This window comes from Okeania hirsuta, assembly GCF_003838195.1.
Lineage (GTDB): Bacteria > Cyanobacteriota > Cyanobacteriia > Cyanobacteriales > Microcoleaceae > Okeania > Okeania hirsuta.
The window spans coordinates 22107-36324 of record NZ_RCBY01000058.1; the positions used below are offsets into that span (position 1 = coordinate 22107).

Consider the following 14218-nt stretch of genomic DNA (forward strand, 5'->3'; position numbering starts at 1 on the left):
CTAAATTTTACAGATTATTAAAATGTTAGAAAAAGAAAAAATAGCACTAACATTAAAAATTAATGGAGTGCAACATCATCTAGAGATAGAACCTCGCGTGACTCTGTTAGATGCACTGCGAGAATATCTAGGTTTAACAGGGACAAAAAAAGGATGTGATCGCGGAGAATGCGGAGCTTGCACGGTATTAGTCGATGGAAAACGCATTAACGCTTGTATGACTCTGGCAGTAATGCAAATCGGAAAGTCAATTATTACTATTGAGGGTTTAGCAGAAGAAAATGGACAACTCCACCCAATGCAAACAGCTTTCATTGAGCATGACGCTTTTCAATGTGGGTATTGTACTCCCGGTCAAATAGTTTCCGCAGTAGGTTTACTAGCAGAAACACAACCAAAGTCAGATCGAGAAATTCGGGAAGGTATGAGTGGCAACCTTTGTCGCTGTGGTGCTTATCATCATATCGTTGCAGCAGTTCGTGAAGTAGTGGAGAAAACAGAAAATGCAGCCATTTAGTTATGCCAGAGTTAATGAAGAAAATACCGCCATAAGCACAGTTTCTCAGGATGAGACTATATATTTTATTGCTGGTGGTACAGACTTAATAGGTTTAATTAAAGATGGCGTACAAACACCAAAGCAAGTTCTAGACATCAACTCTCTGTCTTTAGACTCAGTGGAAGTCGATGCTGACAACAACCTCCGTATCGGTGCTTTGGCAAAATTGAGCGATGTTGCCCGTTATTCCACAGTGAAAAATTCCTATCCTGTCATTTCAGAAGCAATATTAGAAAGTGCTTCTCCTCAACTGCGGAATATGGCAACAGTGGGAGGAAATTTATTACAGCGTACCCGTTGTAATTATTTTCGCGACCCAGTTTTTCCTTGCAACCGTCGTATTCCAGGTACGAGTTGCCCTGCTATAGAAGGTTACAATAGAATGCACGCTATTTTAGGTACGAGCGAATATTGCATTGCCACTCATCCTTCAGACTTGGCAGTAGCATTAGTTGCTTTAGGTGCAGTAGTTTGTATTCAGGGTAAAACTGCACAACGTCGAGTGCCGATAAATAATTTTTATCTTTTACCCGGGGAAACACCCCATCGAGAAAATGTTTTAGATCATGGGGAGTTAATAGTTGCTGTAGAAGTACCTGCTGTTTCCTGGTTTAGCAACTCCCACTATCTCAAAGTACGCGATCGCGCCAATTATGAATTTGCCCTAGTTTCTGTAGCTCTTGCTCTGGAAGTTGAGCAAAATATTATTAAGTCTGCGCGACTAGCATTAGGAGGAGTTGGTACAAAACCTTGGCGTTCCCAGGAAGCAGAAACAGCATTGCAAGGAAAACCGATAAATGAAGCAACTTTTTCTACGGCAGCAGAAGTAGCTTTGGCACAAGCAAAACCACAACAACATAACCAGTTCAAAATTGAACTAGCTAAACGTAGCATTATTCGTGCGCTGTCAACTGTATTACTTAGGAGTCAGGAGGCAGGAAAGAAGAAGAAACAGGAGTAGAAGGAGAAAGTTTTTTGTTTGCTGGCGTACAACGCATCCTATCTCCTAATGTTAGGAGCCGGATGAGCTGGAAACTCTCAAGTCCGGTTTTGAAACAGAGGTGAGGGATAGTGATATCCCCATCGACTGTAACTATCCAAGTTCTCAAATATGTTCAAACTGTGGGCATCAACAGAAAATGCCGTTAAACTTGAGAACTTACGTTAGCGGAGCTTTGCGTTAGCAAATGTAGTGAATGCGGTTTTGAAGCTGACAGAGATTTTAATGCTGCTGTCAACTTGAAAAACTATGTGTATAAGTAGCTTGAGTTCCAAGCGAGTTTAAGCCTGTGGAGAGAATAAGTTACAGACTGCGGTCAGTGGTTCTCACAGAAGCAGGAAGCTAGCTCCAAAACCCTATTGGATAAGTTTGGGTAAGTTTAGTAGAACGGAAGAAACAATAAGAAACCCCCAGTAGAAGGAGAAAGTTTTTTGTTGAGCTGGCGCACAACACCTCCTTTCGGCATGAAGGGCGCAAACGTTAACGGTTTTGCTTCGCCAAACGCAAAAAAAATAACTATTACGAACTATTTAAGTAAACACCAAACATGAACAAAGTTATCGGAAAACCCATCAACCGTGTAGACGGAAAACTTAAAGTTACAGGTGGCGCACGTTATACCGCTGATATGCCAGTTGAAAACTTGACTTACGGCGTATTAATAGAAAGCACCATTGCTAAAGGCAAAATTACCAAGCTCGAAACTATCGCAGCAGAAACCGCCCCCGGAGTATTAGCAGTTATTACCCACCGCAACGTTCCCAAATTTAATCAAATTACTTTTTTTCCTGGGGGACAAAGTCTCCCCATTCTCCAGGATGAGAATATCTATTATCAAGGACAGCACATTGGGATAGTAGTTGCAAAAACTTTAGAGCAAGCTCAATATGCAGCTACCTTGGTTAAAGTCGAATATAAAATTGAACAACCAATTATAGATATAGATACAGCACTCCAACAGGGATATAAACCAGAAAGAATTTTTCTGGATATGCTACCCGCTCATTCCTTCTGGGGCGACATTAACTCTGGGCGTTCCCAAGCAGAGGTATTAGTCGAACAAACCTACAGCACCCCCGTAGAACATCATAACCCCATGGAACCTTCAGCAACTCTAGCAGTTTGGGAAGATGACCGTCTCACCCTCTACGATACAACTCAAGCAGTCTCCTTAACACAAGAAACCATCGCCAAAGTATTCGAGATACCTCCAGAAAACATCCGAGTTATTTGTCAATATCTCGGTGGTGGATTCGGTTGTAAAGCACTTATTTGGCCTCACACTATCCTGACTGCCCTGGCAGCGCGTTATGTTCAGCATCCCGTTAAACTAGCACTCACCCGCGCCCAGATGTATACTTCTGTGGGATACCGCCCCCCGACTCGCCAACATCTGACCCTTGGTGCAACTAAAGCAGGCAAACTTACACTCATCAAACATATTGGCGAAAACATTACCTCACCCTTTGACGAATTTGCCGAAGCAGTTGCAATGGCAACAAATATGATATATGCCTGCCCTAACCTGGACACCAACTACAATCTCGGTTCTATCAATACTAGTACTCCCACTTTTATGCGGGCACCGGGGGAAGCAGCAGGAATGTTTGCCTTAGAGTCAGCAATGGATGAACTTAGTTATGCTCTAGAATTAGACCCTATCGAACTCCGCCTCCGCAACCATGCAGATGTAGAACCTGCTACCGGACATCCATGGTCGAGTAAATCTCTCAAAGAATGTTATCAGCGAGGAGCAGAAATATTTGGTTGGAAACACCGCAACCCTAAACCCGGTTCTATGAGTAACGGCGATCGTCTCATTGGTTGGGGAATGGCAAGCGCTACTTTTCCAGCAAATAGTTGGCCTGCCAATGCTAAGGTAACTATATATAATAGTGGGAAAATTTTAGTCGAAAGTGCAACCCACGACTTAGGTACCGGCACTTATACTGTGATGACTCAAGTGGCAGCAGAGGTTTTAGGGGTATCTCTAGAACAGGTGGAATTTAAACTCGGTGACACAAATTTACCTAAAGCTCCACTAACAGGAAATTCGACTACAGCAAGTAGTGTGGGTTCGGCAGTACAAGCAGCAGCAATCAATGCTCGGAATAAAATATTAGAGATAGCAGTTTCTGACTCAGACTCTCCACTGTATCAAGCAAAACCAGAGGAGATAATTTTTGATTCAGGGAAATTATTGTTGCAAAATAATCCTACTTTGGGGGAAAGTTATCAGGAAATTCTCACTCATCATGGTGGGGAAAATATTGAAGCGGTTGGTGATAATGCATCGAAACAGAAACAACCAGAATATGCTAAACATTCTTTTGGGGCAGTTTTTGTGGAAGTGCAAGTAGACCGACTTTTGGGAGAAGTGCGGGTGAAGCGGTGTGTTGGTGTCTACGGTGCTGGACGTATTCTCAATGCGAAGACTGCCCGCAGTCAAATGATAGGCGGTATTACTTGGGGTATTGGTATGGCGTTGATGGAACATACGGTAATGTCTCCTCACTATGGTCGCATTCTCAATCATAATCTTTCTGATTATTTGATACCCGTGCAGTTAGATGTGCCGGATATTCAGGTGCAGTTTGTAGAGGAGGAAGATCCTTATGTGAATGCTTTGGGTACTAAGGGTATTGGGGAACTTTCTCTAGTAGGTGTTGCAGCAGCGATCGCTAATGCTGTTTATCATGCCACAGGTAAGCGTATTCGAGATTTGCCTATTACTCCAGATAAGTTATTAGAATCAAGTTGAAGGGAGGAGTCAGGAGTCAGGAGTCAGCAGGGAAAGGAGGGAAGAAGAGGAGAAAGTTTTTTCATCACTAATTAGGGCTTGCTGAAAAAGTCTTTTAGTAGGGCTAGGAGACAGGAGACAGGAGACAGGAGACAGGAGAAATGGGAATTGTAGAGGAGGTAGTCGGAAAAATTGTAAGAGTGATTTTTCTGCCATAATCGCCCCAAAACACTAGCTTTTTGAGCTTGAGCGACCGAAAAGCTTGCACTTTTTCAAGGCAAAAAAAGGCAGCAAACCAATATCAGTCAATGCTTTGATGTTTAATCAGCAAGCCCTAATTATTCGGACATGATATTACGCAGTAGAAAGTATTTCCTTCATTGCGACCGACAGGGTTTGCGGAGCAGTCCGGAACGGAAAGCAATCTCAAAGGCTACTTTTTCGTACCTCGCGCGTAAGTCCTGACACAGTGAAGAAAGTGGGGTTTTTCACAAGGGTTGCCGAGTAACAGAGAGCTTGAAAAAAAGGAACGAGTTGCTTAGGACTGATGTTAATGATGAACCGTAAGACAGGGAAATGTTTTTCTCACTGTTCTCTGTTCCCTGCCATAATTTTCACTTGAAAAACTAAAAGAAAATAAATTATGATACATAAATCATCAACCAATTTTACCTTTGACTTACTTCCTTTGTTATCTTTGGTGTTTTCATGTTACCAATTATTCCACCTCCGAAAGGGTTCAGAATCTTTTATTCGCCTAACAGCGACCTCCTATTAGTTTACCGTCCAAATGGTATGACATACTTACTTATATTCTCAGTTATCTGCTTTTTTATCTGGATACTATTTTGTATTTTCATTGCTACATTATTAATAAGTTCATTTATACTGACTCAAGATTATGTGATTAGTATTTTAACTTTTCTATTTTTTTTCATTCCTTTAGTTTTGTATTTTTTTGCCGCTAAAATATTTAATCAAGTCTATATAATTTTCTATTTTTTTCTAGGTAAATTAAGTTTTGACTTTAGATTTAATTGCTTAATTTTTACCAAAAACATAGGTATTTTAACAAATGAAATACAAGAAATTAAACGGTCAAAAATCAAATATGTACAGCAAGTTAAAACTAGCGGTTTTAAAGGCAATAGATTTTCATCATGGGGCTTATTAATCAAAACTACAAATCAAGAGTATAATCTTCTTTCCTATCAATCTTATGACAAAACTAAATGGTTAGGTAATGTTATTGCCGCGTGGGCTAAAGTTAAGTACCTACCATTATTGAAGGAGTCAGGAGTCAGGAGTCAGGAGTCAGAAGTCAGAGTTAATTAAAACAATAACAGCAAGGAAGAAGGGATAAGGAAGAAGGAAGAAGGGAAGTTGAAAAAATCTTACTTTGTCTGAGTTTTAAGCTTTTGATCTATCCCATGATCTATCCCAACTTTTCCCTCAACTGATATAGTTGGAGTCTGCTGGAATTTATCAGAAATATCAAATAATATCAAGTCTCATTAATTAGCCATAATAAAAATATTTTCTCTGATAAATTTCTCCCTGTTCCCTTTTTCCAAATGATATCATTTCCTTTGGTATCGTTTGTGTAAACCCAAGGGTGGATATCTACAGGAAATTTAGGTTTTTTTCTTGCTCAATAGTTTTCTTCCCTCTTTTCTCTTCCCTCTTCCCTCTTCCTTCTTCCTTCTTCCTTACCTTCGCGCTTACAATACTGATGCTACCTAACATGATATGAAAGAATTACAAGACATTATTGCAACTTACGCCAAACTCAAAAATGCTGGTCAAACCCTTGCCCTCGCTACTATTGTCAAAGTTGCGGGTTCCACATATCGCCGAGCTGGGGCACGAATGTTGATGACTGCTAAAGGTGAAATGGTCGGTTCCCTCAGTGGCGGTTGTCTCGAAGGTGATGTTTTGGAGCAAGGGCAAGAAGTCATGAGTTCCGGTAAGTATCGCCTTGTTACTTACGACACAACTTCTGAAGCAGATATTATCTGGGGTTTGGGAATGGGTTGTCAGGGAATAGTTGATATATTCATCGAACCTCTATCCGGTGAGAAGGGAGTAGACTTAATGTCATTTTTTGCTGACTGTCTTCAGCATAGACAACCAGGAGTTTTAGTTACAGTATTTAGAAGTCAAACTACCGAGCAATATCATTTGATGTTATCTGCGGATGGTGATTTTACTACTAAAATAACTGATAATTCCCTAGTTCAACTATTAGTAGATAATGCCAAAATAGCTCAGAGTTCGGGTAAGTCATTTCACATATCTATTAATAATATAGAAGCTTTTATTCAGGTCATTCATCCACCCCTATCTCTAGTAATATTTGGTGCTGGTCACGATGCAATACCTGTAACATTTTTTGCTAAACAATTAGGATGGTATGTCACAGTATTAGACTGTCGTCCTGCTTATGCCATATCTGCTAGATTTCCAGAAGCAAATTCCATAGTTATTTCCGAATATGAAAAACTACCAAAATCGGTAATTTTAGATGAAAAAACTGTAGCAGTTGTAATGACTCATAACTATCTTTATGATTTGACAATTATCACAAATATTTTACCTTTGCCCTTACGTTATTTAGGAATACTCGGACCCCGCAGAAGAACCGAAAAATTATTAGGAGAAATTCCCATAGATGAGCAATACAAAAAACGTTTATATGCTCCAGTTGGTCTAGATATTGGTGCTGATAATCCACAAGAAATTGCTTTAGCAATTATTGCAGAAATTCAAGCAGTAATTTCTAATCGTTCGGCAGGTTTTTTACGTCATCGTAACCTACCAATTCATAGTCAAATTGAAGAAGGAGACAGGAGACAGGAGACAGGAGACAGGAGGAAAATTACATGGGGATAGTCAACGAAGGGCCGCTCCGCGTCTACGCTCCCCCAAGTAATTTTGAACACCCTGTAGACGGTGGGGTATTAAACCCATAAAGAAAATGATAATGAATAAATCTATAGGAATTATAATTTTAGCTGCTGGTGCATCAACCCGTTTGGGGCAACCCAAACAATTGTTGATTTACAAAGGAAATACTTTGATTTTAAATACTGTTGAAATTGCTGTAAATTCTGGTTGTTCACCAATTATTGTAGTGCTTGGTGCTTATGGCAATCTAATACTTCCTGAAATTAGTAATTTTCCAGTAAAAATTGTAGAAAATCATGATTGGCAGGAAGGCATGAATACTTCAATCCGAGCTGGTATTAATACTTTGCAAACTACTCAAGAAATTATAGAAGCAGTAATAATAATGGTTTGCGACCAGCCTTTTTTATCTACTAACTTAATCCAGAAAATAATTGATGTTTATTATTTAAAATCAAATCCAATAGTTGCTTCTAAATATGCTGGCGTTTTAGGGGTTCCGGCTTTATTTAGTTCTAGCCTTTTTCCAGAAATGCTCAACTTAAACACAGATAAAGGTGCGAAACAAATAATTAATAAGTATGCTGGCCAAGTAGCAATAGTTAATTTTCATAGAGGAGAAATAGATATTGATACTTTTACTGATTATGAAAGATTAAAAATTCTCTCAGAAGGGAGTAGGGAGTGGGGGAGTAGGGGAGTAGGAGAGTAGAGGAGATCAGAATAATTAATATGCTACTGGCTAATAATCAAAAATATCATTGCACCTGTGTTATTGTAACTGCTAGGTTGATGTTTGACAATTAGTGCGAATATCTTTCTCGCGTCATAAATCATCATAATTACCCGATGTCCTGACTATAGTGGCGACTGCTATGCTATAATACCAAATCTCATAAGTATTGATGAAATATAGCATTATTTTTGGTAATTAGTATAATTACTTAATAATTAAAGTTTCACCTCACAAAAGCATTCTTTTTTCACGGTTGATATCACACCTAAAACCTACCATCTAACACCTATGAATACTCAAAACCATCTTCGTAACCTCCAACATCAAACAATTCTTGAACGGGCTAAATATCCACAAAACAGAGGAAAAACAAACCCTATAGACCGCTATCAAATAGGAGATAACCCCTTATGTGGCGATCGGATTGAACTAACAATAAAATTTAGTCAAACAAAGCAAATTATAGAAGATATAAAATTTCAAGGGAAAGGTTGTGTATTAACTATTGCTTCCGCAGATTTAATGGCAGAAATATTGTTAGGAAAAACTAGAGAAGAAGCATTAGAAATTACAGAAAAATTTCGTCAAATGCTCAAAGGAGAAATTAGTCTTTCCGATAATTTACCAAAACTAAATATCTTTCAAGGAGTTTCCCAATTTCCCATCAGAATTAAATGTGTTTTACTAAGTTGGCACACCCTGAAAACAGCACTAGAATCACCAAATTAAAAAGCATTTAGCAGTTCAGCAATCAGCGGTCAGCTTTGAGCGTCCAGTACGGAAAGGGGATAAGAAACCCCTCCTAAAATTAAACAACAAGCTAGAAGTCGGGGATTTAAACCCAAGTAGTATTTAATTCTGTGGGGTTTGTTGCAACACACCAATAATAATTAGTAGTAACCAAGTTTAGTTTTTCTATATCTATACATTAGACATCTCCAATAATAAAAAATAAAATCAATCATCCCAATAGATACATCAATTATTTCTCCCTGCTCCCTCTTTTGGAGGAGATGTCTATTATTCTGAAAATCACTGAAATGTGCTTGAATAGAATAGCAATTAGATTCAGTAATAAACATATATGGCCACCAGATTAATTAAACTAGAAGATGGGATTTTGGTTGAGGCAGAAGTTCCAGAGAATGAAGCAAAACCAATTTCTACTAATGTTATTAAACAAGTTAAATCTAGTTTTGCTAAAGTTAAACCTATATTAATAAATATTAGTCGTCCAATTACTGAGACTTGGCAAGAAATTAATAAAGATTTGGAAATTGAACAAGCTGAGGTGGAAGTTGATCTTAACTTTGAAGGGGGAGGTAATCTATATATTCCAAAAGGAAAAGCTGGTACAAATTTAACAGTGAAATTAGTGCTGAAACCGAAAAAATCAGAGAAAATCAGCCTTGAAAAGTAGATTAAAAAGCTAAGAATAATTAAATCAATAAAGAGCTAGATTGGCTACTTTAGACACTTATTTTTCTGCAATTGTTACTCTACTATCATAGCAGGATTAGGTATCAGAGAATGAGTAACTTAGAATAATCTATTGTTTTAATTACCAGTACTATTGACAAATAAAGCAAATGTTATTGGTACTGGGTTTCCTTTTTATCGGGAGCAAAATTATACTGATTTTCTAACTTGTGCCCATGTTGTTGAAAATGTGGGTGGAAAAGAGAATGTATTAGTAAATAATACTCCCTCGCCATGACAAGATGAAAGTTAATAATCATTGCCACATTAGAAAAGTCATTAATAGCAAATATTTCCCCATAAATCTGTCTAATTTGATTACTTTACCTAATTTACTTAGGGATATGATGAATTAGGTTAACATACCACACCTAACTGCAGACTCTTCGCGGAGCAAAATGTGCCTTTGATACCAATTTCAAAAAAGAATGTTACAAATAGTTTCAAACTTTAGATGTCGAATAATTTGCTGAAATTACTGAAGAATCAAAGTTTTGAACTATGAAATCATAATGCATGACTTTTGACTTTTGAATTCCGTGAAACGGTATGACTTCCAGGGAAAAATATTAACTGTTATTGTGCTAAAAATTGGGAGAAAATGAAAGATATATTAACAAAACAAGCCTGGTTTTCTAATGTCCAAAAAGATTTATTAGCAGGCGCTGTAGTCGCCTTAGCTTTAATTCCTGAAGCCATTGGTTTCTCTATTATTGCTGGTGTCGATCCGAAAGTAGGGTTGTATGCCTCATTTTGTATTGCTATTGTGACAGCTTTTTTAGGTGGGCGACCGGGAATGATTTCCGCAGCAACCGGAGCTATGGCGTTGCTGATGACAAGCTTAGTTAAAGATTATGGTTTAAATTATCTATTCGCAACCACTATTCTCACAGGTATCCTGCAAATTTTTCTAGGATGGATTAAGTTAGGAAATCAAATGAGATTTGTTCCTAGAGCGGTAATGTTAGGATTTGTCAATGCTCTGGCAATATTAATTTTTGATGCTCAACTAACTCAGTTTGAAGATGCTTCTATCTGGGTTTATATAATGGTAGCAGCAGGATTAGGTATTATTTACGGGTTGCCTCGCATCACTAAAGCAATACCTTCTCCTTTAGTTGCTATTGTTGTCATCACTGGATTCGCACTAACTACGGGATTAGACATACCCACTGTAGGAGACATGGGAACATTGCCCGATGCTCTACCTAGTTTTGCTCTACCAATAGTACCGCTAAACTTTGAAACCCTTGATATTATACTTCCTTATGCTTTGGCACTTTCTTTAGTGGGGTTACTAGAATCATTCTTAACAGCTAATGTTATTGATGACCTCACCGATACTTCTAGTGATAAAAATCAGGAAGCAGTAGGACAAGGAATTGCTAATATTGTCGCCGGATGTTTTGGTGGAATGGCTGGATGTGCGATGATCGGTCAGTCTATGATTAATATTGGGTCTGGTGGAAGGACGCGACTCTCGTCTTTAAGTGCAGGCATTTTTCTATTTGTTTGTATTATTCTGCTAAATGATTGGGTGGCGCGTATTCCAATGGCGACTTTGGTTGCAGTGATGATTATGGTCTCTATCAGTACCTTCCATTGGGATTCTATTCGCAATCTTCGTCGAGTACCCAAGAGTGAAACAGCAGTGATGATGACAACTGTGTTTATGACAGTTTTGACTCATAACTTAGCTATTGGAGTTGTTGTTGGGGTGGCGTTGAGTGCAATTTTCTTCAGTCGTAAAATTGCTGCGCTGATTTTCGTTGACTCTTATTTAAAAGAAAATGGTGTTGAACGTATTTACAGCGTTAATGGTCAAGTATTTTTTGTTTCTGTGGAAAATTTTCTCAACACCTTTGATTTCCGCGAACATCTTGAGTCTGTAACTATTGACCTAACTCATGCTCATTTATGGGATCAATCTGCTGTAGATGCAGTAGATAAAGCTGTACTACGTTTTCGGAGACGAGGTATTAAAGTACATTTAATTGGTTTGAATGAGGCGAGTGCAACTTTATTAGACCGTTTGACTACTCATTCTAGTAAACAAACTATTTTTAAAGAGGGACGGGTTATTCATTAGATTTAAGGAGTAGGGGGTAGGGAGTAGAGGAGTAAGGGAGTAAGGGAGTGGGGGAGTAGGGGAGTTAGGGAGTGGGGGAGTGGGGGAGTAGTAAACATCAGAATAATTACTCATGGGGTGACTGATAATTATCAAAAAGATTATTCGGTCTGTATTAATTATTTAATAATTGAAGTGTCGCCTAAGTATAGCATGACTTTTGGTAATTGGTATAATACCAATTTTAAAAAAGAATGTTACGAATAATAAGTGCAATAAAAAGATTTTTTAGGAAATGTCTCTTTGACAAAAAAGAGAATTTATGACCTAAAAACTGGTATTAAATCTATTCCCATACGACTCCTGAATTGCATAATTGCTGTTTGCGGAGCATGACAAACGGAAATTCTTACCGAAAAATTGTGGTTTAAAGCCTCCCCTTTTAAGGGGGTAATAAAGAAAAATTTTCATCTCTTTGTCAATCCTCTTCTTTTCAAGGAGAGGTAATTATTCATTATTCATTATTCATTATTAATTGTTGAAGAAATACCCTAGCTATTTGTAGCAAACATTTATCAAATTGGTATAAGAAGGAAGAAGAAATATCATGTCCGGATGGTTAAGTGTCATAGACATCTCCAAAAATACAAAATAAAATCAATAACCGCACTAAATATATCAATTATTTGCTCCTGCTCCTTACTCCCTCTTTTGGAGGAGATGTCTAATCAAAATGTTCTCCTCTAAATGTTGAATAAATATTCCAAATTTATGCTCCGTTTCCAGTCTTCGCTCGTGAATTTACATCTACGACCTACCACATAAGAGTACTACCCGAGCGGAGATAATAATAACCTGTTAATTGAATACTATAGCGCTACGCATTAAGGTGTTTGACATTTCTAAACCCTGTTAGCGGAGCATTTGAGTACCGAAAACACTTTAACAGTTTACTATTCCCTATTCCCTATTCCCTATTCCCTAGCGCTATAATTGCCATATTAGCCTGAATATGATAGGGTGGAGAAACTCCGATTAAATCAGCTATATTTTTACATCAAAACTAATGGAAATAGGAATTGCTATATTTGGTGCAGGTCGTTGGGGAACTCACTTAATTCGTAACTTCTGCAATCATCCTCACTCTCGTGTTATCGCTATAGTAGACCCTAACCTAGAACAGTTACAAGCAGTTCAAAAGCGCTTGCAATTGGACAAAGATATCGTATTATTAGAAGATTGGACAAAAGCTTTAGAGTTACCAGGAATAGAGGCAGTGGCGATCGCTACTCCTGCTTCTACCCACTACGAAATTATTAGTGCTGCTCTGAAAAAAGGTTATCATGTTCTTTCGGAAAAGCCTTTGACTCTTGAATATTCAGAGTCAGTGGAATTATGCAAATTAGCTGAACAACAACAACGTCAACTTTTTATCGATCATACTTATTTATTTAATCCAGTTGTCCAAAGTGGTCAAACTATCGTAGCAGAAGGTAAATTAGGAGAATTACGCTATGGGTACGCTACACGCACTCATATTGAACCTGTACGCCCAGATGTAGATGCTCTCTGGGATTTAGCAATTCACGATATCTGTATTTTGAACAGTTGGCTCGATCAAAGACCTGTGGAAGTACAAGCAAATGGCACGGTTTGGCTACCTCAACAACCCCCACAATCAGATTTAGTGATGGCTAAACTGACCTATCCAAGTGGCTTTCAAGCTTTTTTACATTTATGTTGGCTAAATCCTGATAAACAACGTCGTTTAGGAGTAGTAGGTACTCAAGGAACATTGATTTTTGATGAAATGTCTGCAGATACACCTTTAGTTATTCAGCATGGTCATTTAGAAGAACAAAATAATCGCTGGAAAGCAGTAGGTGTCAGTCGGGAAGTTTTAGCGATCGCCAAAGCTGAACCTTTAGGTCAAGTATGCAATGAATTTTTAAATTGTATTCGTCAGAATACTGCTTCACAAATTTCTTCTGGTTGGGTGGGTGCTGAATTAGTAGGAATCTTATGTGCTTTAAATGATTCTCTTGAGCAAGGAGGAAAAGTAATACCAGTTTAATAAATGTTTGCTACATTTTTTTTGAGCAGGGGAGCAGGGGATAAGTAAACATCAGAATAATTTATACGCTACTGAGGTACTAATTATCAAAGATGTCATTGCGCCTATGTTATACCAAGCGTGAAAAAAGAATGTTACGAATAGTAAGAGCGATAAAAAAACTTTATAGGAAATGCTCCTTTGACTAAAAAGATAGTTTACGCCCTAAAAAATGGTATTAAAGACATTCCGATACGACTCCTGACTCCTGACTCCTAAGAAATACCCTAGATATTTGTAGCAAACATTTATCAATTTGGTATGAATTATTGCTCTGCTAATTAACTATCAAAGCATTGACATATAAAAGTTTCAGCCTTCTTAAGTTGAAAAAAGTGCCAGCTTTTCGGTCAATAAAGCTCATGCATGGAGCGCATTTTGTGCAAGAGTTGGACAGAAAAATTAAGGGACAATTATTCCAACTACATCCTCTGTAATTCCCATTTTTCCTGACTCCTGACTCCTGACTCCTAACTCCTAACTCCTGATTCCTGACTCCTACCCTCTTTCTGCAATGTTTAATTAACTCTAAGAATTTAATTGCATTTCAGTTTGAATATCATGAACTACCCCGCCGTGTAGACGGACGGGGTTTCTAAGTCCCCGTCAACAAAGT

At 38.1% G+C, this 14218-nt stretch carries 11 protein-coding genes and 1 pseudogene; all 12 read left to right on the plus strand.

The features are described from left to right. Positions 1–22: 22 nt before the first annotated feature. Positions 23–517, plus strand: a complete 495-nt coding sequence (locus tag D5R40_RS12220; RefSeq protein WP_124144351.1) for a (2Fe-2S)-binding protein — start codon at positions 23–25, stop codon at positions 515–517. Next, a complete protein-coding gene (locus D5R40_RS12225; RefSeq protein WP_124144352.1) occupies positions 504–1520 on the plus strand; it encodes an FAD binding domain-containing protein in 1017 nt (338 codons plus the stop codon). Before D5R40_RS12220 ends, D5R40_RS12225 begins: the two co-directional genes overlap by 14 nt. Positions 1521–1768: 248 nt before the next feature. After that, positions 1769–1822, plus strand: a pseudogene (locus D5R40_RS42585) (hypothetical protein); the annotation flags it as partial. Between the two features lie 284 nt (positions 1823–2106). Further along, on the plus strand, positions 2107–4320 hold the full coding sequence (locus D5R40_RS12235) for a xanthine dehydrogenase family protein molybdopterin-binding subunit (RefSeq protein WP_124154706.1): 2214 nt from the start codon (positions 2107–2109) through the stop codon (positions 4318–4320). Positions 4321–5202: 882 nt separating this feature from the next. After that, positions 5203–5634 carry a hypothetical protein gene (locus D5R40_RS12240; RefSeq protein ID WP_124154707.1) on the plus strand — a complete coding sequence of 144 codons (432 nt, stop codon included), beginning with the start codon at positions 5203–5205 and terminating at the stop codon, positions 5632–5634. 414 nt (positions 5635–6048) lie between these two features. After that, the gene (locus tag D5R40_RS12245) at positions 6049–7191 is read left to right on the plus strand and encodes an XdhC family protein (RefSeq protein WP_124144354.1); all 1143 of its coding nucleotides are present in this window, start codon (positions 6049–6051) and stop codon (positions 7189–7191) included. Positions 7192–7282: 91 nt separating this feature from the next. Beyond that, positions 7283–7918 (plus strand): nucleotidyltransferase family protein, encoded by a 636-nt coding sequence (locus tag D5R40_RS12250; RefSeq protein WP_240038882.1) that lies wholly within the window; start codon positions 7283–7285, stop codon positions 7916–7918. A 312-nt stretch (positions 7919–8230) separates the two neighbouring features. Beyond that, positions 8231–8671 (plus strand): Fe-S cluster assembly sulfur transfer protein SufU, encoded by a 441-nt coding sequence (gene sufU / locus D5R40_RS12255; protein ID WP_124144356.1) that lies wholly within the window; start codon positions 8231–8233, stop codon positions 8669–8671. 355 nt (positions 8672–9026) lie between these two features. After that, complete coding sequence (locus D5R40_RS12260; protein WP_124144357.1) at positions 9027–9362, plus strand: CU044_2847 family protein; 336 nt, start codon at positions 9027–9029, stop codon at positions 9360–9362. 153 nt (positions 9363–9515) lie between these two features. Further along, entirely contained in the window at positions 9516–9659 is a 144-nt protein-coding gene (locus D5R40_RS35120) for a hypothetical protein (protein ID WP_161564447.1), read from the plus strand. 363 nt (positions 9660–10022) lie between these two features. Then, positions 10023–11510 carry a SulP family inorganic anion transporter gene (locus D5R40_RS12265; RefSeq protein WP_124144358.1) on the plus strand — a complete coding sequence of 496 codons (1488 nt, stop codon included), beginning with the start codon at positions 10023–10025 and terminating at the stop codon, positions 11508–11510. Between the two features lie 1045 nt (positions 11511–12555). Beyond that, the gene (locus D5R40_RS12270; RefSeq protein WP_124144359.1) at positions 12556–13563 is read left to right on the plus strand and encodes a Gfo/Idh/MocA family protein; all 1008 of its coding nucleotides are present in this window, start codon (positions 12556–12558) and stop codon (positions 13561–13563) included. Positions 13564–14218: the final 655 nt, after the last annotated feature.

Bases quoted from the DNA above. Each gene is read 5' to 3' on its own strand.
- D5R40_RS12245 (WP_124144354.1), top strand. From the start codon at position 6,049: ATGAAAGAATTACAAGACATTATTGCAACTTACGCCAAACTCAAAAAT.
- D5R40_RS12235 (WP_124154706.1), top strand. From the start codon at position 2,107: ATGAACAAAGTTATCGGAAAACCCATCAACCGTGTAGACGGAAAACTT.
- D5R40_RS12220 (WP_124144351.1), top strand. From the start codon at position 23: ATGTTAGAAAAAGAAAAAATAGCACTAACATTAAAAATTAATGGAGTG.
- D5R40_RS12265 (WP_124144358.1), top strand. From the start codon at position 10,023: ATGAAAGATATATTAACAAAACAAGCCTGGTTTTCTAATGTCCAAAAA.
- D5R40_RS12270 (WP_124144359.1), top strand. From the start codon at position 12,556: ATGGAAATAGGAATTGCTATATTTGGTGCAGGTCGTTGGGGAACTCAC.
- D5R40_RS12225 (WP_124144352.1), top strand. From the start codon at position 504: ATGCAGCCATTTAGTTATGCCAGAGTTAATGAAGAAAATACCGCCATA.
- sufU (WP_124144356.1), top strand. From the start codon at position 8,231: ATGAATACTCAAAACCATCTTCGTAACCTCCAACATCAAACAATTCTT.
- D5R40_RS12260 (WP_124144357.1), top strand. From the start codon at position 9,027: ATGGCCACCAGATTAATTAAACTAGAAGATGGGATTTTGGTTGAGGCA.
- D5R40_RS12250 (WP_240038882.1), top strand. From the start codon at position 7,283: ATGAATAAATCTATAGGAATTATAATTTTAGCTGCTGGTGCATCAACC.